The sequence below is a fragment of the Bradyrhizobium sp. AUGA SZCCT0177 genome (genome assembly GCF_018130125.1).
GTDB lineage: Bacteria > Pseudomonadota > Alphaproteobacteria > Rhizobiales > Xanthobacteraceae > Bradyrhizobium.
The window spans coordinates 105,702-129,987 of sequence record NZ_JAFCMA010000022.1 but is presented as its reverse complement, the minus strand read 5'-3'; the positions used below and the strand labels follow the sequence as shown (position 1 = coordinate 129,987).

22 protein-coding genes are annotated in these 24,286 nt (G+C 63.2%); 7 read left to right on the top strand and 15 right to left on the bottom strand.

Annotated features, from left to right (window positions below; translation table 11 throughout):
- Window positions 1-26: 26 nt before the first annotated feature.
- The 4 genes from JQ597_RS24730 to JQ597_RS24715 form a co-directional block, all read right to left on the bottom strand.
- A complete protein-coding gene (locus JQ597_RS24730) occupies window positions 27-1,331 on the bottom strand; it encodes an ATP-binding protein (protein WP_212267524.1) in 1,305 nt (434 codons plus the stop codon).
- A gap of 43 nt (window positions 1,332-1,374) precedes the next feature.
- On the bottom strand, window positions 1,375-2,430 hold the full coding sequence (locus JQ597_RS24725; RefSeq protein ID WP_212267522.1) for a lysylphosphatidylglycerol synthase domain-containing protein: 1,056 nt from the start codon (window positions 2,428-2,430) through the stop codon (window positions 1,375-1,377).
- 272 nt (window positions 2,431-2,702) lie between these two features.
- Window positions 2,703-2,999 carry a hypothetical protein gene (locus tag JQ597_RS24720; RefSeq protein WP_212267520.1) on the bottom strand — a complete coding sequence of 99 codons (297 nt, stop codon included), beginning with the start codon at window positions 2,997-2,999 and terminating at the stop codon, window positions 2,703-2,705.
- Window positions 3,000-3,001: 2 nt separating this feature from the next.
- Entirely contained in the window at window positions 3,002-4,396 is a 1,395-nt protein-coding gene (locus JQ597_RS24715) for an OmpA family protein (protein ID WP_212267518.1), read from the bottom strand.
- Window positions 4,397-4,724: 328 nt separating this feature from the next.
- Here JQ597_RS24715 and JQ597_RS24710 point away from each other — a divergent pair, with 328 nt between their 5' ends.
- Together JQ597_RS24710 and JQ597_RS24705 are read left to right on the top strand one after the other, a co-directional pair.
- Window positions 4,725-5,783: a polysaccharide deacetylase family protein gene (locus JQ597_RS24710; RefSeq protein WP_212267517.1), complete on the top strand. Its 1,059-nt coding sequence runs from the start codon at window positions 4,725-4,727 to the stop codon at window positions 5,781-5,783.
- Between the two features lie 212 nt (window positions 5,784-5,995).
- Window positions 5,996-6,796, top strand: a complete 801-nt coding sequence (locus JQ597_RS24705) for an SDR family NAD(P)-dependent oxidoreductase (RefSeq protein ID WP_212267515.1) — start codon at window positions 5,996-5,998, stop codon at window positions 6,794-6,796.
- 169 nt (window positions 6,797-6,965) lie between these two features.
- On the opposite strand, the gene boxB is transcribed toward JQ597_RS24705, so the two are convergent.
- The 5 genes from boxB to JQ597_RS24680 form a co-directional block, all read right to left on the bottom strand.
- The gene (gene boxB / locus JQ597_RS24700) at window positions 6,966-8,402 is read right to left on the bottom strand and encodes a benzoyl-CoA 2,3-epoxidase subunit BoxB (protein ID WP_212267569.1); all 1,437 of its coding nucleotides are present in this window, start codon (window positions 8,400-8,402) and stop codon (window positions 6,966-6,968) included.
- A gap of 156 nt (window positions 8,403-8,558) precedes the next feature.
- Window positions 8,559-10,247 carry a 2,3-epoxybenzoyl-CoA dihydrolase gene (gene boxC / locus JQ597_RS24695; protein WP_212267512.1) on the bottom strand — a complete coding sequence of 563 codons (1,689 nt, stop codon included), beginning with the start codon at window positions 10,245-10,247 and terminating at the stop codon, window positions 8,559-8,561.
- Window positions 10,248-10,345: 98 nt separating this feature from the next.
- Window positions 10,346-10,864, bottom strand: coding sequence for a DUF309 domain-containing protein (locus JQ597_RS24690; RefSeq protein ID WP_212267510.1), 519 nt, complete (start codon window positions 10,862-10,864; stop codon window positions 10,346-10,348).
- Between the two features lie 51 nt (window positions 10,865-10,915).
- Window positions 10,916-11,728 (bottom strand): alpha/beta fold hydrolase, encoded by an 813-nt coding sequence (locus tag JQ597_RS24685; RefSeq protein ID WP_212267507.1) that lies wholly within the window; start codon window positions 11,726-11,728, stop codon window positions 10,916-10,918.
- Window positions 11,729-11,912: 184 nt separating this feature from the next.
- A complete protein-coding gene (locus JQ597_RS24680) occupies window positions 11,913-13,460 on the bottom strand; it encodes a benzoate-CoA ligase family protein (protein ID WP_349628879.1) in 1,548 nt (515 codons plus the stop codon).
- 125 nt (window positions 13,461-13,585) lie between these two features.
- Here JQ597_RS24680 and JQ597_RS24675 point away from each other — a divergent pair, with 125 nt between their 5' ends.
- The 3 genes from JQ597_RS24675 (at window position 13,586) to JQ597_RS24665 (ending at window position 15,239) form a co-directional block, all read left to right on the top strand.
- Complete coding sequence (locus JQ597_RS24675) at window positions 13,586-14,482, top strand: helix-turn-helix transcriptional regulator (protein ID WP_212033461.1); 897 nt, start codon at window positions 13,586-13,588, stop codon at window positions 14,480-14,482.
- Between the two features lie 142 nt (window positions 14,483-14,624).
- Window positions 14,625-14,984, top strand: a complete 360-nt coding sequence (locus JQ597_RS24670) for a PilZ domain-containing protein (RefSeq protein ID WP_212267504.1) — start codon at window positions 14,625-14,627, stop codon at window positions 14,982-14,984.
- A 36-nt stretch (window positions 14,985-15,020) separates the two neighbouring features.
- Complete coding sequence (locus JQ597_RS24665; protein ID WP_211997965.1) at window positions 15,021-15,239, top strand: hypothetical protein; 219 nt, start codon at window positions 15,021-15,023, stop codon at window positions 15,237-15,239.
- Window positions 15,240-15,246: 7 nt separating this feature from the next.
- On the opposite strand, the gene JQ597_RS24660 is transcribed toward JQ597_RS24665, so the two are convergent.
- Window positions 15,247-15,609 (bottom strand): hypothetical protein, encoded by a 363-nt coding sequence (locus tag JQ597_RS24660; RefSeq protein WP_212267502.1) that lies wholly within the window; start codon window positions 15,607-15,609, stop codon window positions 15,247-15,249.
- 184 nt (window positions 15,610-15,793) lie between these two features.
- Window positions 15,794-16,579 carry an IclR family transcriptional regulator domain-containing protein gene (locus tag JQ597_RS24655; protein WP_212267500.1) on the bottom strand — a complete coding sequence of 262 codons (786 nt, stop codon included), beginning with the start codon at window positions 16,577-16,579 and terminating at the stop codon, window positions 15,794-15,796.
- A 117-nt stretch (window positions 16,580-16,696) separates the two neighbouring features.
- Here JQ597_RS24655 and JQ597_RS24650 point away from each other — a divergent pair, with 117 nt between their 5' ends.
- Both JQ597_RS24650 and JQ597_RS24645 read left to right on the top strand, forming a co-directional pair.
- A complete protein-coding gene (locus tag JQ597_RS24650) occupies window positions 16,697-18,055 on the top strand; it encodes an aromatic ring-hydroxylating dioxygenase subunit alpha (protein WP_212267497.1) in 1,359 nt (452 codons plus the stop codon).
- Between the two features lie 192 nt (window positions 18,056-18,247).
- Window positions 18,248-19,684, top strand: coding sequence for a glutamine synthetase family protein (locus tag JQ597_RS24645; RefSeq protein ID WP_212267494.1), 1,437 nt, complete (start codon window positions 18,248-18,250; stop codon window positions 19,682-19,684).
- Between the two features lie 144 nt (window positions 19,685-19,828).
- On the opposite strand, the gene JQ597_RS24640 is transcribed toward JQ597_RS24645, so the two are convergent.
- From JQ597_RS24640 to JQ597_RS24630, 4 genes are all read right to left on the bottom strand, one after another.
- On the bottom strand, window positions 19,829-21,292 hold the full coding sequence (locus JQ597_RS24640) for a GH1 family beta-glucosidase (protein ID WP_212267493.1): 1,464 nt from the start codon (window positions 21,290-21,292) through the stop codon (window positions 19,829-19,831).
- A gap of 38 nt (window positions 21,293-21,330) precedes the next feature.
- The gene (locus tag JQ597_RS24635) at window positions 21,331-23,160 is read right to left on the bottom strand and encodes a glycoside hydrolase family 17 protein (RefSeq protein ID WP_212267492.1); all 1,830 of its coding nucleotides are present in this window, start codon (window positions 23,158-23,160) and stop codon (window positions 21,331-21,333) included.
- A gap of 312 nt (window positions 23,161-23,472) precedes the next feature.
- Window positions 23,473-23,661: a hypothetical protein gene (locus JQ597_RS38320; protein WP_312011819.1), complete on the bottom strand. Its 189-nt coding sequence runs from the start codon at window positions 23,659-23,661 to the stop codon at window positions 23,473-23,475.
- On the bottom strand, window positions 23,661-24,074 hold the full coding sequence (locus tag JQ597_RS24630; protein WP_312011817.1) for a class I SAM-dependent methyltransferase: 414 nt from the start codon (window positions 24,072-24,074) through the stop codon (window positions 23,661-23,663). The genes JQ597_RS38320 and JQ597_RS24630 overlap by 1 nt, the downstream gene beginning before the upstream one ends.
- Window positions 24,075-24,286 lie beyond the last annotated feature (212 nt).

Genomic DNA, 24,286 nt, shown 5'->3' with positions numbered 1-24,286 from the left:
ACTCAAGCGATTGGAATCGCTAGAGTTTAAGTCCCTGCCGGGGGTTTCGCCTGGGGAAAGCAGGCGGTAAAAGTGGCCCCGTTTTTGGGCACGCTTTCGATCAAAAGCCGGCCGCGATGGCGGTTAACAATATGTTTCACCAAGGATAAACCGAGCCCGGTTCCACCCTGCGCCCGGCTGTCGCCGACATCGACCCGGTAGAACCGCTCGGTCAGCCGCGGCAGATGCTCCGGGGCAATTCCGGGCCCGAAATCGCGCACCAGGACGCGGACTTCCGGCGCGCCATCGGCGGAATTCGCATGCACCAGCGAGACGATGACCTTGCCGCCGGACGCGCCATATTTGAGCGCGTTCTCGATCAAATTTTCGAACAGCCGCAGCAGCTCCTCGCGATCGCCCGCGATCGTCACCGGCAGCTCAGGCAGATCGATCTCGATGGCGACCTGGCGTTCATGCGCCAGCGGCTCCAGCCCGTCGGCGACCTGGCGGATGATGGGCACGATGTCGACCGAGGTATCGGGCCGAACATGCGCCGACAATTCGACCCGCGACAGCGACAAGAGATCGTCGATCAGCCGCGCCATGCGCGTCGCCTGCGCGTGCATGATCCCGAGAAAGCGCTCGCGCGCCTTGACGTCATCCTTGGCCGGCCCTTGCAGCGTATCGATGAAGCCGGACAGGGCGGCGAGCGGCGTACGCAGTTCGTGGCTGGCATTGGCGACGAAATCGGCGCGCATCTCCTCGACCCGGCGCAGCGGCGTCTGATCGTGGAACGTCATCAGCATGCACTTGTCGGCGCCGCCGAACAGCGTCGGCACCGGCACCGGCGTGATGATCAGCTCCATCCAGCGGTCGACCGGCACATGGTCGAGATAGGTCGCGCGGCGCGGCTCGCTGGTCGCGATCGCCTCGCGCAGGGCGGTGATGATTTCGGGCGAGCGAAGCGCGAACTGGGCAAGCTCGTTCTTGCGCAAAGCGGGGGCAAGCTGGGCTGCCGCAGCATTGAGATGGATCACGCGGCCGGCGCGGTCGAGCAGCACGGCCGGATCCGGCATGCCGGCCACGACGGCGCTGACGGCGGCGGCTTCGACCGGATTGACGCCGCGAACGTCTTCGCGCGAGGTGGCCGTATCATGCAGCCGCCATGGCACCAGGGCTGCGGCGGCAATGCAGATGAAGGCCGCAACGGCGCGCGCCACCCCGAGTTCGCCGGTCGCAACGAATACCGACAAAGCGAGGCCCGCGACCAGCAGGATAATGGCCGAATGCCGTAACCGGTCGGACCATGGGGCAAAATAGGAGGAGGAAGAGGAGGAATCGTCTATCGCCATTGTTGGCTTTGTTCCCTCTGTCTTTTGCATCTTTTACGCGCTTTCAGGCGCCGGTGTCTCCACGCTCGCGCACATAGACGGCCTCACGTCTCGGCTCGGCGTCGGGGCCAGGCGCCAACTGGCGCAGGCGCTTCGACCGCGCACCCAGGATAACCTCCCGAAGCGTCAGCAAGATTACAGATATGACAAAAGGCGCAATATAATAGAGGACCCGGAACAGCAGCATCCCGGCCAGCAAATCCTCCCGGTCCATCTGCGAGAGGCCGACCAGCATGGCGGCATCGAAGACGCCGAGCCCGCCAGGGGAATGGCTGGCGAAACCCAGCAGCGTCGCCGAGACGAAGATGACCGCGACGAAGATAAAGTCGACATTGGACTCGCCCGGCACCAGCATATACATCGCCAGCGCGCAGAACCCGAGGTCGACGATGCCGATGCCGATCTGCAGCAGCGTCAGCGGCCCGCCCGGCAGCGTCACGCTCCAGGGTCCACGGCCGACCCCGCGGGGCTGGCTCCAGACCCAGACCACATAGCCGACGAGGCCGGCGATAATCGCAAACGCCAGGGCACGGTTGAGCCAGGCCGGCAACTGATCGATCGAAGCTGCGGCTTCCGGATGATAGGCGATGCCCAGCCCGAGCACGGCGGCGTTGCCGAGCCAGAAGGTGAGCCCGGCCAAGAAGCAGATCTTGGCGACGTCGATCGCGTTCAGACCCCAGGCCGAATAAATCCGGTAGCGCACCGCGCCGCCGGTGAAGACGCTGGCGCCGACATTGTGGCCGATCGAATAGGAGGTGAAGGCGGCCAGGGCGGTGACGCGGTAGGGGATGTGGGTGTGGCCGATCGCCCGCACCGCAAACAGATCGTAGAAGGTCAGCGTGAAGTAACCCGCGCCCACGAACAGCGCCGCCAGCACGATCTGGCGTGGTTCCGTGCTCTTGATGGCCTCGATCACCTCGTTGGAGTCGATGCCCCGCAGCATGTGATAGAGCACGTAGCACGCGGTTCCGATGACCGCGATACTGATCACAACCCCGAGCTTATGCAGGACCTGCTTCTGGCGCAGAAACGAAATCGCCCTGCGTATTGCTTCCAGCATCTAGACCTCGAATTGCGATCCCGCGACGACGGCAACGGTGCGAATTCCGCCGACACTCCGCTGCTCCCTAGGCACTCCAGTAGCGCGTTTTGGGCCGGAGTGGAATTCGTCTAACGACAATAAAACGCGGTTCTTCAATCTATTAGGCGGAATTGATGACAGTGGATGCACAGTTTTGCTGCATTCTGCGCGCCCAAATCGGGCTCCGGCCGGGTCCCTTGGGCAATCCCTTGACCAATCCCTTGGGCTGGAAGGGGTCATGCCGGGGCGTTTCAAGCCGCGGGCGCACTGCGGGAGACCACCCAGTCCCGCAGCCACGACCCCACCGCGCAGCCGCAAAGATAGAGCGCAAACATGATCAGTCCGAGGTCGAGCCAATAGCCAAACCGACCGGGAACCACGCGCGAAAGCGCGGCCGCGACCAGCACGACCGCCAACGCCGCCAGCCACCGCTTCCAGTTTTTCGATACGCCCTCGCCGTGCTGAACGATGGAAATCCAGCCCATCGCCAGCCCAAGCAGCAGCGAGCCCAACAGCCAGCCCCAGAAGAACGTCGTCAGATAGGCCATCCTTACCTCACCACGAAATCGATGCGGCGGTTCTGCGCCTTGCCCTGGTCGGTATCATTGCCGGCGATCGGCTGTGTGCTGCCATAGCCGACCGACGTGAAACGGTTCGCGGGCAGTCCGGCCTTGACCAGGTAATCGGTGACCGCCTGGGCGCGCTTCTCCGAGAGCGCCTGATTGGCGGGTTCCTCACCGTCGGAATCGGTATGTCCGACGACCTCGATATTGGCGTTCGGGCAGCGCAATGCGGTCTCGATCAGCCGGTCGAGCAGCCCGGCGGAATCCGCCACGATGTCGGCCTTCCCCGATTCGAACCGGATCCTGGCCTTGCCGAGCAGGTCGGTAAACAGCTGCTGGCAGACCGTGGGGTCGACCGGCGCCGCGGTCGGTTTGACCGAGATTTCAGGCTTGAATTGCCAGCCCTGCGGAAACTCCTTGCCAAGGCCGGCTCGGATCTGGGTCGCGGCCGCCTCGTAAAGCGCATCGCCCGACAGTTTCACCTCGCGGTCGCTGACCACGAGCGTCCCGGTCGACAGCCGCGACAGCGCGCCGAGCGCCGGCACGACGGCGGCGGCAAATCCTGATGGCGCGCCGATACTCGCCTTCAGGTTGTCGACGACTTTCTCGCTGAAGAATTTGCGGCCCGCCGCCGCCACCAGTGCAGCATGGGCGTTGTTGTCCGGCACATAGCCGGTCAGCGTCAGCGTCACCGCGACCGGATCCTTGTAGGCCTGGAAGATGTAGGGCGGCGCCTTGACGTCGTTGGCCGCGACCGAATAGCCCTCCGGGAGATTTTTCAGCGCGGCGGCGATGGCTTCGCGGCCGCCAAGTTCACGCGCCATCCCTGACAGCGTGACCTTGTTGTCCGACAGCGTGATCTTTCCGTCCTTCAGTTTAGCGATCTGGTCGAGCAACAGCAGCGCGGCATTGTCGAAGCGCTGCGGCGCTCCGCGCGCCAAATTCATCCGGTCGGAGACTTCGACGCCACCGAGCATCGCGCGCGCGGCTTCCATGAGCTTGCTCTTGCTCGAGGGCAGCGGCGAACTGCCGCCCAGCGTCACCCGGACGACGTCGCGTTCAGCCGACCACACGAACGGCTTGGCTTCGGGAACGAGGCGGGTTTCGTCGTTGACCAGCCGCACGCCCGGCACCGCATCCACCGACGCAACCGCGCTCAGCCGGCCCTCTTCCGAGAATGCTTCGGCCGCAAACGTCACGTCGCGGCCCGCAACCGCTATTCGCCTTTTGTCGAGGACGGTATCCTTGAGCGCCGTGGTAGAACGTTGCGCCAGGTCTGCTTCCAGCGGTGCGGTGCTGGTCCAGGCGGCGAGAGCCCAAAGGATGACGAACGGAATCACACCCGGCCACCATTTGCCACTCCACCTGAAAAGTCCGTGCATTCGAGTTCCTAAAGGGCTAGTGCCCCCGTTTCCGAAGTTCGTCCGCTGTCGCGGCACCCTTGATACGAACTTCGGCAACAAGAGGGGCACTAGCAAAACAACAAATTCCGGTGCCGCTTATCGATTTGAAGTCCCTAATCGAATTCGCGGAGCCCGTGTAGGGACTTCAAATCGGCGGCGCCGGGAACAGAGAGAAAACAAACCCTTGCGGGGCTGTCAAACCCGAAATAACACAGAAGCGTCGGGGTGCGGATATTTGCCCAGCTAACCGTTTATTCAACGGTCTGCCGCTAAGTTCGAAACGTAATGAAACAGGCGGCAAGTCCTGATGAAAACGCTCCGCAACACCGTTATCCGCGCCGGACTGGAGGCGCTTTACTTCTCGGGTGCGCACTATCTGCTGCGACCAATCTTCGCAGGTATCGGCGCAATTTTCATGCTGCACCATGTGCGCCCGCGCCGCGACGTGGAATTCCAGCCCAATTATCATCTCGAGGTCGAACCGGAATTCCTGCGCGCGGTGCTCGCGCATCTGCGGTCCCTCAACGTCGACCTGGTTACCATGGACGAGGCGCATGCGCGGCTCTCCCAAGGCAATTTCGCTCGGCGCTTCGCCTGCTTCACCTTTGACGACGGTTATCGCGACAACCGCGATTTCGCGTTGCCCGTGATGCGTGAATTCGACGCACCCATGACAGTCTACGTCACCAGCGATTTCGCCGAAGGCACCGGCCGGTTGTGGTGGGTTGCAATGGAGCTGGCGCTCGCCAAGGCTTCCTCGATCGAGGTGCCGATCGGCGGCGTGGTTACCCGCCTCGATGCCTCGACGCCGGTTGCCAAGCAGCTCGCCTTCGACCGGCTGCACGAGTGGCTGCGTAACCTGCCGGGCGAGCTCGACGTGCAACGCGAAATCTCCGCGCTATGCACGCGCTATGATGTGGACGAGACGAAGATCGCCCGCGACCTCTGCATGTCCTGGGACGAGTTGAAGGCGTTTGCCGACGAACCGCTCGTGACCATCGGCGCGCATACAATCACGCATTGCAATCTGGCCAAGCAGACCGAGGCGACCGCCAGTTTCGAAATCGCCACCAGCCGCGCCCGGATCGAGGCGGCGCTGCAACGCCCGGTGCTGCATCTTGCCTATCCCTATGGCGACAAGATCGCCGCCGGGCAGCGGGAGTTCACACTCGCCAAGGCGGCTGGCTTCAAGACCGCGGTGACGACCCGGCCGGGCATGATCTTCCCGGAAAGCGCCGGTCATTTGACCGCGCTGCAGCGGGTCTCGCTCAACGGAAATTACCAGGACGAGCGCATCATCCCGGTGCTGACCTCCGGCGCCGCCACCGCGATGTGGAACGGCTTCCGCCGCATCGACGCGGCTTAGCTGATTTCGTCGTTCCGGCGAAGGCCGGGACCCATAACCACCGTCGCTCATGATTACGAAGGCAACTATCCATCGCCTTACTGATGGGCCGCAGCGTATGGGTCCCGCGATGCGCAATTGCGCATCTGAGCCTTCGCCGGGACGACGGTTGTTTCCTTGACTCGCCCTGCCCCCGCGCTCAAAACCGCTGCCAAGAGCAAAAGGAGGAACGCATGTTCAAGGATCTGTTTTCACTAAAGGGCCGCGTCGCGCTCGTGACGGGTGGATCGCGCGGGATCGGCAAGATGATCGCGGCCGGGTTTCTCGCGCAGGGAGCTGCGAAGGTCTACATCACCGCGCGCAAGGCCGGTCCCTGCGAGGCGACCGCGAAAGAGCTCACCGCGGCCTATGACGGCGAGTGCATCGCGCTGCCGATCGATATTTCGACGGTCGAAGGTTGCGACAGGCTGGCAGCCGAGATGATCAAGCTCGAGCCGAAGCTCGACATCCTCGTCAACAATGCCGGCGCCGCATGGGGCGCGGAGTTCGACGAGTTCCCGGAGAGCGGCTGGGACAAGGTCATGGACCTCAACGTCAAGTCGCTGTTCTTCCTGACCAAGGCGCTGGCGAAACCGCTGCGCGCGGCGGCCTCGCACGAACGGCCCGCCAAGGTCATCAACATCGCTTCGGTGGATGGCATCTTCGTCAACCCGACGGAGACCTATTCCTACGCCGCGAGCAAGGCCGCGGTGATCCATCTGACACGGCGCATGGCGACCAAACTGGTCAAGGACAATATCAACGTCACCGCGATCGCGCCGGGCGCCTTCAAGTCGGACATGAACAAGGCCGCACGCGACCACGCCGACGACGTCGCCAAGCGCATTCCGGCGAAGCGGATCGGAACCGACGAGGATATGGCGGGAATTGCCATCTACCTCGCCTCGCGCGCCGGCGATTATGTCGTCGGCAACACCATCGCGGTCGACGGCGGCGTGGTCTACGCGAATGCGGGGCTGGAGATCGCGGGGTAGGAGCGGCGTCACCGGTGGTCCGCTCCCTCGCCCCGCTCTTGCGGGGAGAGGGTTGGGGTAAGGGGCTCTATCCACGAGTTCAGAGCGGAGTGAGACCTGTACCCCCTCACCCGCCGCGCAAGAGCGCGGCGACCTCTCCCCGCAAGCGGGGAGAGGTTAAGCAAGCGCCTCACGTCTCGATTTTCACGTATTCGAAATCGCCGGGCTTGTTGTCGATGCCGACCTTGGGCGGCGAAATCCAGGAGGCGTAGGTGCCGGCTTCCGTAACCGGCGTCATCAGCGAGGCGATGAAGTCGCCATCGTCCGATGACGGCAGCCAATCGTTCTTGCGCGCGTTCCAGGTGGCGGCGTCGATCAACACGCCCTCCGGGGTCGCGTTGATGTCCTTGAACTCGCCGATATGACGATGGAATGCGACGTCGGGCAGCGTCAGCTTGAACTGGTAGCCGGCGAGCGAGATGATCTTGTTCCAGCGCAGCATGCCCTTAGCGCAATCCTGCGTGTAGTCATCGCGCAGGCGCATGTTGAGCGCGGTCAGCGCCGGCTCGTCAACGCGCTTGATCACGCCGTCGATCAGCTTCAGCACCGGATAGGTCGCGTTCTTCAGCTGATGGTCGTCGTCGATCTGGGTTTCCTTGTAGCGGCCCTTGATGCCGGCGTTGAAGGCATTCGCCGCGTTGGTCGAGACTTCCGAGCCGAACAGATCCAGCGACAGCGAGTAATGCAAATGTAGTTTCTTCTGGATGGTCGGCAGATCGATCACGCCGAGCGCGCGGACTTTTGCGATATCGGTGGGATCGGTGATGCCGGCGGCCTTCATCGCCTCGCAGGTGCGCTGCACGACGCGGCTGATGCCGGTCTCGCCGACGAACATGTGATGCGCCTCTTCGGTCAGCATGAAGCGGCAGGTGCGCGACAGCGGATCGAAGCCGGACTGCGCGAGCGAGTGCAGCTGCATCTTGCCGTCGCGGTCCGTGAAGTAGGTGAACATGAAGAACGACAGCCAGTCGGGCGTCGCCTCGTTGAAGGCGCCGAGCATGCGCGGCGAGTCCGCGTCACCGGAGCGGCGGCGCAACAAATCATCGGCCTCTTCGCGACCGTCGCGGCCGAAATACTTTTGCAAGAGATAGACCATCGCCCAGAGATGGCGACCTTCCTCGACATTGACCTGGAACAAATTGCGCAGGTCGTACAGCGAGGGCGCGGTCTTGCCGAGATGGCGCTGCTGTTCGACCGAGGCCGGCTCGGTGTCGCCCTGGATCACGATCAGGCGGCGCAGCGTGGCGCGGTGTTCGCCCGGGACTTCCTGCCAGGCCGGCTTGCCAAAATTCTCGCCGAACGGAATGACGCGATTTTCCTCTTGGGGAGCAAGGAGAATGCCCCAGCGATATTCCGGCATCTTGACGTAATCGAACTTGGCCCAGCCGCGCGGATCGACCGAATAGGCGGTGCGCAGGTACACCAGCGACTGCTGGAAGCCCTCCGGCCCCATGTCGCTCCACCAATCCATATAGCCGGGATGCCAGCCTTCGAGCGCCTTGAGCACCTGGCGATCTTCACTGAGATTCACGTTGTTGGGAATCTTGGTTGAGTAATCGACGTTCATGAAGTTCATCGCGTGCTCCTTGCTCGCTCTCGTGTCCCGGACGCGGTGCGACGCGAAGCGGTGCGCCGCAGAGCCGGGACCATTTCAGTAACGGTCCGTGTGGGTCCCGGTTCTGCGAAGCAGCGCAAGCGCGCTGCATCGCGCCCGGGACACGAATCAAACCCGCGTCATATCGAATTGCGCCTTCTGGCCGGTGCCGTAGCGGCGCAGCGCGCCGTTTTCGCCGACGGCGTTGGGGCGCTGGAATATCCAGTTCTGCCACGCGGTGAGGCGCGAGAATATCTTCGATTCCATGGTCTCGGGTCCGACGAAGCGCAAGTTTGCTTCCATGCCGGTAAGGCCGTCGGGCGAGAAGGAGGTGCGTTCCTCCAGGAACACCCGCACCTCGTCGTCCCAGTCGATATCGTCGAGCGCGAAGGTGACGAGGCCGAGTTCTTCGGCCGCCTCCGCATCGAGCGTGGTACCGATAGTGGCCTCGGCGCGCTCGAGATCCGACGGATCGGCCTGGAAGCGCGACTGCAGCCGCGTCAGGCCATGGCTCATGGGATACGGCCCGAAATTCATCGCGGTCAGTTCGATGGTCGGCGGGGCGCGGTTGTCGCCCTGTTTCTGGCCGATCAGCATGTAGGAGCGGTCGGCGGCGAACACGAGTTCGGCCAGCGTGCCGACGAAGCAGGAGCCGGGCTCGACCAGCGTCACCAGCGTGCGCGAGGTGACGTCGATGCGTTTCAGCACCCGCTTCCAGTATTGCCTGATCTCGTTGACCAGCCAATGCGCCTTGTTGGCATCGAGGAACACGTCGCAGGCGACGACGCCTGCGCGGTCGCCATGCGACTTGAACAGCAGCATCGCGGTCTCTAGCTCGTTAATGCGCAGATGCAGGATCGCGTCATCGAGCTCGCGCGCGACCTGCAGCGGCCAGAACGATGCGCCTTGCGCGATCAGGCCGTCGATGTCGGCGGGCGGGGCTTCTTCCGGCGCCTTGATCGAGATGGTGGCGATGCGCTGTGCGCGGTCGATATCGACGCTGACAAAACCATAGCGGATGCCGGCCTCATTGATGGTGCGCTTGAGCGGCGTCAGCGCGAGACCCTTGCCATTGCCGTTGCGCCTGGAGGCGGCGGCGAATTCCTTGGCGCGGTCGGCGACCTTGGCTTCCAGCTTGCTGTTCGGCACGATCTCGTCGACCAGGCGCCATTGCACGGCGCGCTTGCCCTTGATGCCTTCCTCGATGGTGCAGAAATAATCGGCGTGATCGCGGCGCACCTTGCGCTTGTCGACCACGCGCGTCAGACCGCCGGTGCCCGGCAACACCGCGAGCAGCGGCACTTCCGGCAGCGACACCGCGGCTGAGCCGTCGTCGGCAAGCATGATGTGATCGGTCGCCAGCGCCAGCTCATAGCCGCCGCCGGCCGCGGTGCCGTTGACGACGGTAATGAAACGCTGGCCGGAATTCTCGGACGAATCTTCCAGACCGTTGCGGGTCTCGTTGGTGAATTTGCAGAAATTGACCTTGTGGGCGTGGGTGGCGCCCGCCAGCATGCGGATATTGGCGCCGGCGCAAAACACGCGGTTCTTGCCCGAGCGCATCAGCACGACTTTTACTTCCGGATGCTCAAAGCGCAGCCGCTGCACGGCATCGGCGAGTTCGATGTCGACGCCGAGATCGTAGGAATTGAGTTTTAACTGATAGCCTTCGAACAGGCCGGCGTTCTCGTCGACATCCATGGTCAGCGTCGCGACGTCACCATCTACATCGAGCTTCCAATGCCGGTAGCGCGACGGATCAGTCTGGAAATCGATGTATTTTGCACCGCCTGCGAGGACGCGATCTTCGCCAGCCATTGGGCCACCCTGACGCTTTTGTTAGCCTTACCTGACATGCACAATAATGCATGTTTTTGATCAGGTCTAGTCCAAAACGTCGGAACATGCATTTTGTTTCATGTTCGGCTCACAGAGCCAAAGGCCACCCAATCGGACTTGGCAAGCTGCGGCCGCCCTAGTTTGACCTTGACGAGTTCGGCCAGGGCCAAAACCGGAAAACCGTCGGCGAAGCCGTCGCCGCCGGCGTTGCGCATGCCGAGCGCCTTGAGTTCGGCGAGCGCTTCCCCAAGCAACCTTGCGGCGGCGTGCGGCTTCTGCATACGCAGGCGCAAATTCGCGGTCGCGATCTGGATGCAGGCGCGCAGCAGGATTCGCTCGCGGCCGCCTTGCGGTGCGGCTGCCCACACCGCCTCAAGGATCTCCTGCGACTCCCAGAAATAGCCGTGGTCGTTGAGCCGCAGCGCATAGCGTAGCGCCGGATGCCGCGCCGGCACATGGCCGCCGAACCGCGACGGCACCAATGCGGTGACCTGCGCCAGCGTTTCGTAGTCGGCGTGGGCTTCGTCAGCCTCGCCCGGCACATAGGCCCATCGCGGCAGCGGAAGATTGCCTGTGGCCAGAGGCGGGGTGGTCATCGGGGCATGATCCGACGACCAACAGTCCCAAACAGTGCACGGAAAAATAGCTTACGCGGCCCGTCCCTGCGAGCCGTGGACACGCAACACCGCGTTTGCGAATTCCTGGACCGCATCCAGCGTCGCCCCCGGCGCCTCCCGATGCGGCTGGTGTCCCGCCCCCGGAATCACCGTCACATCGACAGGACAGTAGCACTCTTCCTGGGCGATCTCGATCTGGCGCATTGTCCCATACTCGTCGTCCAGACCCTGCAGGATCGCCACGGGCACGCGGATATAGGCGAGGTATTCGGAAATATCCCAGTTGCGGAAGGCCGGATCGAGCCAGGCGCCGTTCCAGCCATGGAAGGCGTTGTCGACATCCTTGTGCCAGCGCGCCAGCTTTGCCTTCAGGTCCGAGGTCTCATAGGCGGTCTTGATCTTGGCGATCGAGCTCACCGAGATGTCCTCGACGATGAAATGCGGCGCGATCATCACGACGCCTTCGACGCGGTGATCCTGATGCGCACCCGTATAGATCGCCGCGATCGAGGCGCCGTCGGAATGGCCGACGAGCAGCCCGCGGCGAAAGCCGATCGCATCGAGCAGCTTTGGCAGCACGTCGAGCGCTTCGCTGTGCATGTAGTCGACCGGGCGCGGCAATTTCACCGGCGTCGACGCGCCATAGCCCGCGCGCGAGTAAGCAAAGACACCGGCTCCGGTGGCGGCCTGAAGCTTGTCCGGAAAATCACCCCACAGGCCGGCCGAGCCGAGGCCTTCATGCAGCATCACGATGGTCGGCGCGTCCTGAGGTGACGGACCGATCATGCGGTATTCGAGATCGGACGCGCCGATGGTGAGGAAGCCTGTGGGGGAGAGTGTCATGATGTCGCTTTCTGAAAGTGATCCGGACGTCCCACTCACGTCGTCCCGGCGAACGCGGGGACCCATATCCCGGTCATCTGTTGTTGAAAGAAGCCGTCAACCATTGTGCTCAACAATTGCTGCCGCGGCGTATGGGTCCCGGCGCCCGTGCGCAATTGCGCACTAGGCCGGGACGGCGTTGAGGTTATGGTGCGCCATCCCGCAATTTGAACCGTTGAATCTTTCCCGTTGCTGTCTTCGGCAAACTTTCCACCACATCGATCCAGCGCGGATATTTCCACGGCCCGATCTTCTGCTTGACGTGCTCCTTCAGCGCGTCATGCAGGCCGTCGGTCTTGGTTTCGGCGCGCAGCACCACGAAGGCTTTTGGCTTCAGCAGGCCTTCCGGATCGGCCTCGGGCACAACGGCGGCTTCCAGTACCGCGGGATGGGTGATCAGCGCGCTCTCGACTTCGAACGGCGACACCCAGATGCCGGATACCTTGAACATGTCGTCGCTGCGGCCGCAGAACGTGTAGCGGCCGTCGGCGTCACGGATGTACTTGTCGCCGGTGCGAGTCCAGTGGCCTTCAAACGTCTGCCGGCTCTTGCTGCGCTGATTCCAGTAGCCCTCGCCGGCCGAGGGCGCGTCGACCAGCAATTCGCCGACCTCGCCGTCCGGCACGTCGGCGCCGGCTTCATTGACCAGCCGCACCCGGTAGCCCGGCACGGGGCGGCCGGACGAGCCGTATTTGATGTCGCCGGGCGCGTTGGAAAGAAAGATGTGCAACAGCTCGGTGGAGCCAACGCCGTCGAGAATGTCGACGCCGAACCGCGCCTTCCAGGCATTGCCGACCGATTCCGGCAGCGCTTCGCCCGCCGAGGTGCAGACACGAAGCCGCTGGCCGGCTCCCGTGTCTTTCAGCGTCTCGTCGTTGAGCATCGCCGCGAACAGCGTCGGCACGCCGAAGAAGATGCTGGGGTTGTATTTGTTCATCAGCGCGAACATCGCCGCCGGCGTCGGACGATCGGAATTCAGCACCGTTGACGCGCCGACCGACATCGGAAAGGTCAGCGCGTTGCCGAGGCCGTAGGCAAAAAACAGCTTTGCTGCCGAGAGGCCGACGTCGTCCTCGCGAATGCCGAGCACTTGTTTGGCGTAGGTTTCCGCGGTCGCGGCGAGATTGGAATGCAGATGGCGCACGCCCTTGGGCATGCCGGTGGAGCCCGACGAATAGAGCCAGAACGCGGGCTCATCGGGATGCGTCGCCGCGGTCGCAAAGGTGTCGCTTTCGCGCGCGAGTTCGTCGGCAAGCTTCTTGTGGCCGTGCGCGTCCTTGCCGGACACGATCACATGTTCGAGGTCCGGCATCCGCCCGACGATGTCTTTCACGACCGGCAGCAGCGCTTCGGACACGAACAGCACCCGCGCGCGGCAATCCGCCAGCACATAGGCATATTGATCCGCCGTCAGCAACGTGTTGAGCGGCACCGGCACGATGCCGGCGCGGATCGCGCCCAGGAACACGCAGGGAAAATCGACCGTGTCGAGCATGATCATCGCGACGCGCTCTTCGCGGCGGACGCCGAGCCGGCGCAGCATGTTGGCGACGCGGCGGCTTTGCCGCTGCAGATCGCCATAGGTGAGTTCGGAGACCGTATCGGTGAAGGCGAGCTTGGCGCCGCGGCCCTCGTCGACATTGCGATCAAGCAGCCAGGTCACCGCATTGTAGGAACCGGACGTGCCGCTCACGACGCTTCTCCCAGATTTTAAGAATTATAATTCATATAAAGACCACCGGGCGCGCTTGCTGTCAATCCTCATCGGCATTATGTTTCCGAACCGCGCCGATTCGCAGTCAGGGCTAACTCAGGGAAATGTCCGAAACCAGCGATCCCGAAACCGGCTTTCTTGAGCAGCTCGGCCAGCGCGTGCGCACCATGCGGGCGTTGCGCGGCATGTCGCGAAAGGTGCTCGCGAAGGTCTCCGGCATTTCCGAACGCTATATCGCCCAGCTCGAAAGCGGCAAGGGCAACGTCTCGATCGTGCTGCTGCGCCGGGTGTCGAACGCGATGGGCGCGCATCTGGAAGATCTCATTCCCTCCACTGAACCTGTGCCCGACTGGGCTGTCATCCGCGACCTCGTGCGCAAGGCGACATCAGCGCAGATCGCGCAGGCCAAGGATGTGCTCGCGGGCGGAAGTACTGCGGCGCATCGCAAGATGTCGTTCTCGGGCATCGCCCTGATCGGCCTGCGTGGCGCCGGCAAATCGACGCTCGGCAAGATGCTGGCGAAGAAGATCGGCTGGAGCTTTGTCGAACTCAACAAGGAGATCGAGGCGCAGAACGGATTGTCCGTCGCCGAGATCATCGCGCTCTACGGCCAGGAAGGCTTTCGGCGCATGGAGCAGGCCGCGCTCGGGCAATTGCTGGCGCGCAAGGAACTGATGGTGCTGGCAACCGGCGGCGGCATCGTCTCCGAACCACTGACGTTCGACCTGATCTTGTCGTCGTTCTACACGATCTGGCTGAAGGCGAAGCCCGAAGAACACATGGCGCGGGTGCGCGGCCAGGGCGACCTGCGGCCGATGGCGGACGATCGCTCCGCGATGGCCGAACTGCGCACCATCCTGGTCAGCCGCGAACCGCTCTACGCCCGCGCGTCGGCCGTGGTGGATACCGCGGGCCTGAACGTCAACGACGCCGCGTCGCGGCTGGTCGATGCGGTGGCGCCAGTGCTGCACGATGAAGCGCGGATGTTCGCGCGGGGCTGAGCGGGCGCAGCGTCTTCGTGCACCGCTTGCGAAAAGAACGCCACCATTAACCACGGCCGCGTGTTAACCACCGCAACGGTTCCTTGCGGAAACACACTCTCTAATAGTGTTACCAAAGCGTTAAACGCAGGGAATACAGATCATGTCCGAGCGCCGCAAACTGCCGAGAAGCCGCGTCTATTACGGCGGAAGGGTCGCGTTCAACGCCCGCTCTTCGACGCTCGCCTGCGTCGTGCGCAACTTCAGCCAGTTCGGGGCCAGGATCGAATTTGAGAATGCCGCCCTCGTGCCCGACGAGGTGGATTTCGAAATCGAACGCAAGGGAATCGCCTGCCTGGCGCGCCTGGTCTGGCGCGATCGGTTCGCCGCGGGCCTGGTGTTTTCAGGCGCAAGCGAGGCGGGAGGCGTCGTTGAGCTGAACTGGGCGCGCAAGCTGCGCGCCAGCGAACGGGCGAACCGGCAACTGCAGTCGCGGCTCGATCAGCTGCGATCCGAACACTGATGCGATCCGCTCAGCCGCCATGCAGGATGAAATCGCATGAGTACCCTTGAAGACGACGCTTCCATCCGCATCGCCGCGAAGATGCCGAGGAGCCGGCCGCGCCCGCTTCGCGCGATACTGGCGGTGTTGACGGCGCAGTACACGATCGTCGCGATCGTCGTCAGCCTGTCGGTTGCGGGCACGCTTCGCTATCTGGTGACACCGCAGATCGTCGCCAAGTTCGAAATGATCGCCGCCGCGCTCAAGCGGATTTAGTATCCCGTCAGATGTCGGCAATCCGGCAGACTTCTTCGTGAAACACCAGGTAGCGCTTCGGCGCGATCAAATGCGGCGTGTTCTCGCGCCACCATGCGGCGGCCTCCGGACTCGCTTTGGCGAGAATGCCGATAGCGGGTGCTGCCGCCACCGCATAGCCGGCGACTCGCTCTGCGCGTCCACGGAGAATGGCTGCCCATTGCGCTGGCCACGACTGCGGTATGGACAGGACGCCGAAGGCCAGCATTTTGCGGTGCGCCGCATAGCGCATGACCGGCAAATCGAGGCCGACCCATTTCTGACGCACCCATAGCGGCGCCTCGCCGGGAGGGACGGCGACAATACGGACAGCCCAATTGGGATTGTTCATTCGATCTCTCGCGGCATCTGCATCAGCTTCGTGCAGGCGGGAGGGGATCGCGTTCATGGCATGGGGCAGAAAAATTCAGCCATGCGGCTGTAGGATGGGTAGAGCGCAGCGAAACCCATCACCTTCGTTGATGTGCGGCGTCAATAGCTGGCGGGTATCGCTTCGCTCCACCCACCCTACGGACTCACAACAACATCGACTTGACCGACTCCGCGCCCTCGCGCAGCAGCGGCAGAAAACGCTCGATCATCTCGGCCGTCGAGACCCGATCAACATGCGCGCCCATGTTGATGGCGCCGACGATCACGTCGTCGTAACGGCGCACCGGCACCGAGATCGAACGGAAATGCGGCTCGGCCTCGCGATCGACCAGCGAATAGCCCTGTTCGCGATCGCCGCGCACGCAAGCGAGCAATCGTTTTGGATCGGTCACCGTGTGCGGCGTCATCGGCTCGCGCTGCATGGCGGCGAGCCGCGCCGTGAGATCGCCATCGTCGAACTGGCCGAGCATGACGCGGCCGACCGAGGTGCAGAACGCCGGCAGGCGGTAGCCGATGTCGAGGCCGGCGGAGAACACCCGCGTCGGACTGCCGCGCGCGATGAAAACGACCTCGTCGCCGTCGAGCACCGCGAGCGAGCTTATTTCCTGCGCGGCCAGCGCGATCCGGTCGAGCACCGGTTGCAGCACCGTCACCACCTGGCTCGACTGAAGATAGGAGGCTGCGAGGGTCAGCACGCGCGGCGTCAGCGTGAACAGTTTGCCGTCTGACGTGACGAAGCCGCCGTGCTCGAGCGTGAACAGGATGCGGCGGGCGGTGGCGCGCGGCAGATCGGCGGCGCGCGCCAGATCGCTCAACGTCGCCGGGGCCCCGATCGTGCCGAACACCCCGAGCAGGCGGATGCCACGGTCGAGACTCTCGACAAAATCAGTGGCGCGCTCTTCGCCCTCGGCGCGTTTCAGCTTTGGCATTGGCCCTTCCGATTGGAAGCGTTCAAAATTGTGCTTGCCGTCCTCTACAGTCATGGCATAATTCGCCCATTCGTTCAATAGGCGAACAAACTGCCTCTGACGAAAGGGCTGAACGCCATGATGAGCCAGGAAGCGAACGACCTGATCACCCGCACCGGGGCAAAGGACCCCTGCGGGAAACTGATGCGGATGTACTGGCAACCGGTCGCACTGGTCGACGAGTTGCAGGGGCCGCGGCCGGTCAAAGCCGTCAAGCTGCTCGGCGAAAACCTCGTGCTGTTCCGCGACGAGAACGGCCGCTACGGCCTGATCGACCGTCATTGCGCCCATCGCGGCGCCGACCTCGCGTTCGGCCGGTTAGAGGATGGCGGACTGCGCTGCGCGTTCCATGGCTGGCTGTTCGACACGACGGGCCAGTGCATCGAGACGCCGGCGGAGCCGAAGGGCTCGAACCTGTGCAAGGGCATCAAGCAGCGCTCGTACCCCGTGGTCGAGAAGAGCGGCATCCTCTGGGCTTACCTCGGCGAAGGCGAGCCGCCGGCGTTTCCTGAGATCGACTGCTTCATCGCGCCCGACAGCCATACGTTTGCGTTCAAGGGCCACATCAATTGCAACTGGCTGCAGGCGCTCGAAGTCGGCATCGATCCGGCGCACGCCTCGTTCCTGCATCGCTTCTTCGAGGATGAGGATACTTCGGCTTCCTACGGCAAGCAGTTCCGCGGCGCGTCCGCCGGGTCAGACATGCCGATGACCAAAATCCTGCGCGAATACGACAACCCGATCATCAATGTCGAGCACACCGAATATGGCCTGCGGCTGATCGCACTGCGCGAGATCGACGAGGAGCGCACCCATGTGCGCGTCACCAACCAGCTGTTCCCGCACGGCTTCGTCATCCCGATGAGCCAGGAGATGACGATCACGCAGTGGCATGTGCCGGTCGACGACGAGAACTGCTACTGGTTCGCGATCTTCACTTCCTACACGACGCCGGTCGACAAGAAGAAGATGCGCGACCAGCGCCTCGAACTCTATGAATTGCCCGATTACAAATCGCGCAAGAACAGATCGAACGATTACGGATTCGATCCGCACGAGCAGGCGACCGAGACCTATACCGGCATGGGCGCCGACATCAACGTGCACGACCAGTGGGCGGTGGAGTCAATGGGCGCGATCCAGGATCGCACCAACGAACATCTCGGCACCTCAGACAAGGCGATCGTGCAATATCGCCGCCTGCTGCGGCAGGAGATCGAAAAGGTCTCCGGCGGCGAGAAGCCGTTCATGTTCCTCGACCCGTCCCGCGCGCGCAGCATCCAGGGCCCCGCCACTATGGACGGCATCGGGCCGACTCGGGGCTGGGAAATCTACTGGATGGAAGTCGACGTCAAACGCCGCCGCGGCGCGCCATGGGCCGCGCCGGTGCCGGGCGAGATATCGGACAAGATCCGGCATCTGACGGCGGCTGAGTGATGGATTTGCTGAAATTGAGCAGACGCCGAGGTTTCGGTTCACCTCTCCCCGCTTGCGGGGAGAGGTCGGATCGCTCTTGCGATCCGGGTGAGGGGGTACAGGTCCTTCAATTCGCACCGGCTTCGCGGAGAGTCCCCCTCACCCCGCCCCTCTCCCCGCAAGCGGGCGAGGGAGGAGAAAGGGAGTGACGCGTTGAGTTTCGTGGAGCGTCACGGCCTGTGGTCGGCGGAGCAGAAGGAGGCGGCAAGCCGCCTGCGCCGCATTGTCGAAGAGCAAAAACTCGAAGTCATCCGGCTGTCGTTCCCGGACCAGCACGGCATTTTGCGCGGCAAGACGCTGGTCGCAAGCGAGGCGCTGGCCTCGCTGGAGAGTGGCTGCTCCATTACCACCACCATGCTCGCCAAGGACACCTCGCACCGCACGGTGTTTCCGGTGTTCACGTCCGGCGGCGGTTTTGGCATGCGCGAGATGGAGGGCGCCGCCGACGTCTTGATGGTTGCGGATCCCACCACGTTCCGCGTGCTGCCATGGGCGCCGACGACCGGCTGGCTGCTCTGCGACATCTATTTCAGCGATGGCCGCCCGGTGCCGTTCGCGACAAGGCATCTCTATCGCGGGGTGCTCGATCAACTCGGCCAGCGCGGCTACGATTTCGTTGCCGGGCTTGAGGTCGAGTTTCACATCTTCAAGCTCGAAGACGCGCACATGGCGCCGGAGGATGCCGGGCAGCCCGGTCAGCCGCCTTCGGTGAGCCTGCTGTCGCACGGCTATCAGTATCTGACCGAGCAGCGCTACGACCAGATGGAGCCGGTGCTGGAAATCATCCGGCGCGACGTGCTGGCGCTCGGCCTGCCGCTGCGGTCGGTCGAGGTCGAGTTCGGCCCGAGCCAATGCGAATTCACCTTTGCGCCGACCAGGGGGCTGACACCCGCCGACAACATGGTGCTGTTTCGCAGCGCCGTAAAACAGGTCGCCCGGCGCCACGGCTATCACGCCACCTTCATGTGCCGGCCCAAACTGCCGAACGTGTTCGCGTCCGGCTGGCATCTGCATCAATCCATCGTATCGCGCGCCAGCGGCGACAACGCGTTCATGACCACGGAAGGCAGCGAGGTACTGAGCCCGTTTGCGCGCAACTATCTCGCGGGACTGCTGGCCCACGCCCGCGCCTCCGCCGTGTTCACGACGCCGACCATCAACGGCTACAAGCGCTACCGCACCTATTCGCTGGCGCCGGATCGGGCGATCTGGGGCCGCGACAACCGCGGCGTCATGATCCGCGTGCTCGGCGGCCCCAATGATGCTGCGACACGTCTGGAAAATCGTATCGGCGAACCCGCCGCCAATCCCTATCTCTACATGGCCTCGCAGATTCTCTCAGGGCTCGATGGCGTCGACCGCAAGCTCGATCCTGGCCCGTCAGCCGACACGCCCTATGAGACCAAGGCGGCGCTGTTGCCGAAGACGCTGCGCGAAGCGGTGACCGCGCTCAGCGACGATCCGTTTTTTCGTCAAGCGTTCGGAAAAGAGTTCGTCGACTATTACGTCCACATCAAGAACGCCGAGATCGAACGCTTCCAGGCCGAGGTCTCGGAATGGGAACATCGCGAATATTTCGAGATGTTTTAGACAACAGTCTCGCGTCGTCCCGGCGAAGGCCGGGACCCATACGCCGCGGCGGTCATTGTTGTAAAAAGTATCTGACGCCGTCACTTTCACGGATAGATCACGCGGTATGGGTCCCGGCCTTCGCCGGGACGACAGTGAGTCCCCTCACACCACCGCATTCTGCTTGATAACCTCCCGATAGAACGACGCACTCAGTTTCGGCGTGCGGCGCTGGGTGTTGAAGTCGACGTGGTAGATTCCGAAGCGTTTCTGGTAGCCGTCCATCCATTCGAAATTGTCGATCAGGCTCCACAGGAAGTAGCCGGCCACCGGGACGCCCTCCGACGTCGCGCGCTGCAGATGGAACAGATAGTTGCGCAGATACATGACCCGGTCGACGTCATAGATGTTGCCGTCCGCGGCCGGCTGATCCGTCGACGACGTCCCGTTCTCGGTGATGTAGATCGACTTCACGCCCCAGATCTTCGCCGCGTGACGCGGCGCCCAGTACAGCGCCTCCGGACCGATCCTCAGCCAGGACGCATCCATATGCGGGAACGATGCCGGAAACGGCGCCAGCGTATAGCCGCGCGAATTGTCAGCGGCCACGACGTAATGGTCGGGCGTGTAGACATTCAGCCCGACGAAGTCGATCGGCGACGAAATGATGCTGAGATCGTCGGCGGTGTGTTTCGGGGCGTCGGGCTGCGCCAGATAGGCGTCGGTGAATTTTCCTTCGAGGATCGCGGTCAGATAACCGGCGTTGAGCTCGCGCACGGCGATCTCGGCGGCGCGGATGTTCGCCGGCGTCTCGATCGCGGGGATGCAGTTGACCATGTTCTCGGCGAGGCCGATTTTGGTTCCGGCCCTGGCGTGTGCCCGGATCGCCTGCACGGAAAGGCCGTGCCCAAGGGCAACGTGGTGACGAACCTGGTTCTGTTCGCCTAGCGACAGTTTCAGGCCCGGCGCGTCGAGGCCAAGGCCATGGCCGAGATGAACCAGCCTCGAACATTCGTTGATCGTGAAGATGTGCTTGACGCGGTCGCTCAGGCGCTCGGCGACATAGCCCGAGTAATCCGCAAAGGCTTTCGACGTGTCGCGCGACACCCAGCCGCCGAAGCGGTCCTGCAGCGCCTGGGGTAAATCCCAATGATACAGGGTGGCAAACGGCTCGATGCCGTTTGCCAGCAGCTCGTCGAGCAACCGGTTGTAGAAATCGAGGCCCTTCGGATTGGGCGTGCCTGTTCCTTCGGGAAAAACGCGAGGCCACGCGATCGAGAAGCGGTAGGTCTTCGTCCCCAGCGCCTTCATCAACTGGACGTCGTCCTTGTAGCGATGAAAGTGGTCGTCAGCGACGTCGCCAGTGCTGTGATCGGCAATTTTTCCGGGCGTGTGCGCAAAACGATCCCAGATCGACGGCCCTCGGCCGTCCTCGTTGACGGCGCCTTCGATCTGATACGACGAGGTCGCGGTGCCCCATCTAAAATCAGCCGGGAAGGCCGCGCTGGGTTTCTGGCCGCTGGAACTGCTTTGTGCATCCGCTGACTTGACCGATCCCGTCGACAGGCCGAGCGCCGCCCATCCTGCAAGCTTGCCCAAACGGCGCCGGGAAAATCTGTTCGACCACATGCGTTCGTTCCCGGACCAGAGCCCTCTTCAGCACACAGCTATTTGTCGCATTCGACCTTTGACGTCGCCGCAACGAAGCCGCCGCCGCCGGCCTGCGGCTTTGGCGGCGGCAGGGAAGCGACGGCGACCGGTTGTACGGCGAGTTGTTGCTTGCGAAGCGTCTTCCGGAACACGAACGGCATGTTCGGTAGCGCGCTCGACACAGCAACGAAACGCGGCGGCGACAGCGCGGCGCCAAACAGAACGAACGCCGCTGCCGTCCACAGCGACTGCCAGTTGTGAACACCCTCATTGAAAAAGAGGAAAAGCGCAGCCGCCACGAGCAGGCCTGCAAACACCGCCTCGGCGGTGACGCCGTTGTCTGACTTTCGACGGCAGAGCAGCGCCACCGTCCAGACCGGCACAGCCGCCATGGTCACGCTGGCGAACGGGAAATCCCGCGAACGCGGATCGAACACAAGGCCGAGCGCGACCTCTACGGTGATCAGCGTGGTGACCATCAGCACAACGCCCAGGACCAGCACAGGCAATGACGAGGGCCAGCCTTCGCGCGGGCCGAGCAATTCCCGGAAGGACGGCAATGGCCGTCCGGCCATCAACGCGTTGGCGCACAGCAGCGGCAGCGCGATGGCCGCGGTCAGAAGCCATCCCTGGTTCAGCAGACCGGCGACGCCATAGTTTTCATAAAAGGCCTTTTCGGCACCCAACCCCAGCAGGATTCCGCCTGTCGTCGCGCACGCCGACACGGCCAGCCACGGCGCCAATCCTGTCGCCGTCCGCCGACGCCAAAGCGTCAACAATGCAACGGCAAAGACACAAATGCCGAAAGCAAGGCCGGCTCCCAGTTGCAGCCTCCAGAACGGATAATTGCTGACGGCCGCTCCGTGCGCATGCTTGATCTGACGGCTATCGCCGTCGAGAAGGCCCCAATGGGCGCCGACCGTGCCTTCCCACTGGCGCTTCCATGATTCGTCGTAGGCCTCAAACAGATTGACGCGGATTTTTTCTCGGCCGGCCCGGTCGAGCAGTTCGGAAACGAAGCGGGCCTGATTGATGCGTGACGGCAGCGAGACCTCCCGCATGCGTCCCTTGCTCGGCCAGCCCGCCTCCCCGATCAGGATTTCCTTGCCGGGAAACGCCTGCGCCACCTTGTGGTAGATATCGATGACATGTGCCGCCGCGTTTTCGGCTCGGATCGGCTCATCTTCCCAGAACGGCAACATGTGGACCGTGACGAAATCGACGTCGGCCGCCATCTCGCGGTAGCGCAGCCAGTAATCCCAGGAATCGGCGTAGGTTATCGGCGTCGTGATACGCGACCTGACCGAGCGGAGGATTTCGCGAAGGTCTGCCACCGTCATTTCACCCCGGAGCAGCACCTCGCTGCCGACGATGACGGAGGTCACGGTCCCCTGATAATCCTTGGCCAGCGATACCGCGGTGTCGATCAGCGTTGCGTTCTTCACGCGGTCGCGTCCGAGCCAAATACCGAGAATGACTTTCAGCCCGACCTTCGACGCCAGCTGAGGCACCTTGTCGAGCCCGTTCTCGACCGAGTAGGTGCGGATGCAGTTCGATATCCCGGCCAACTGGCCGAGATCTTCCGCAATCTGCTCCGGGCTGATGATGATGTTGGAATTCCACGGTGTCTGCCCGCTCCGGAACGGCGCGTAGGACACGCAGTCGAGCTTTCTGGCGGGATCAATCAGCGCATGATCCAGCAGCACCGGCGCCGCCAGCCAGTACCAGGCCGCAACAATGAAGCTCATGGAAAAAAAGAAGAGCACAAGCGGCACGCTCTTGCGGGAAGCGCCGGTCGGCCGGACCGGCAAACCAGATCGCAACGCGGCGGAAGCATCGAGGGACATCGCGCAGCCCTAGGCTAGATCAGGAGCAAGCGGTGCTCAACGTCGCATTGCGGCGCGGTGGTCGCGGCGCCGACAATCGTGAAAACCTGCCGGTCAACAGGAAGGCAATTGAATACATTGTTGGACATACTTTGGCCTGATGGAGGTCACGATCCGGCTTGAGGGTTTGACGGCACGCGGCCCCGAGAGAACACGTCGGTTTGACGGAAAAGAATATACCAGCGTTCGTCATCTTCCAACAATCCCGGGCCCACCTGGCATGTGCGGGATCGTTCTGGCTGACCTGCGCGCAGCGTGGGCCAGCCGACCGCGCTAGGTGAGTTGCGCCAGCCAGACCGTATGACCGCCGCAGTCCGGATCTTCGACGACATGCGCCACCACGTCGAAACCATTCGCGCAGAGCAGCACGCGGTACTCAGTGGCGTCCAGGCTGGCATGATAGAGCGGCTCGCCCCTGTAGCTCCCGATCGCTTCGCCATGCGCCGGACCGCTCGTGAACATCAATGCCGCGCGCGGCCCAGCATGATCCCGGAAGATGGCAAACATCCGGCGCTGTCATCGGGACAGAGGTGGAAGAAACTATCCCATCCCAGCAAACCGTCGAAGCGCCGCGTGAGGGCGAGCGTGCGCATGTCGGCGACGTGCCACGCAAGATCCGGAAAAGACGCCCTGCACAGGGCAATCAGTTCCGGCGACGAATCCACACCGGTGACATGACATCCCTGCTGGATGAGGTAACGGGCGATCGGCTCACCTGAGCCGCAGCCGATGTCGAGCACGGAAGCTCCGGCCGGCAGCAGCGCGCCAAACCGGTCGAGCCACGCGCGCTCCATCAGCCGGTTGCCGCGGTCCTGCGCCCAGGCGCGGGCGTGGCGTTGATAGAGTCCGATGATGCGGTCGGCGTCGGGGTTCATGGAGACGTGGCCCAGGGCAAGCGATTGACAGCATACTCCGTCATTGCCTGCGACAAATCCTCAGCGTTTGCGCAAGGCGCGCAGCGACGAAGCAATTCATCTTGCTTACGCAATCGGCCCCTTATTGTCGCGCTTGACGGCGTCGCCTCAAGCATTGCCCGAATACAATCTTGACGGGTATCCATACAATTTCTATACTCCGGGTGACAACA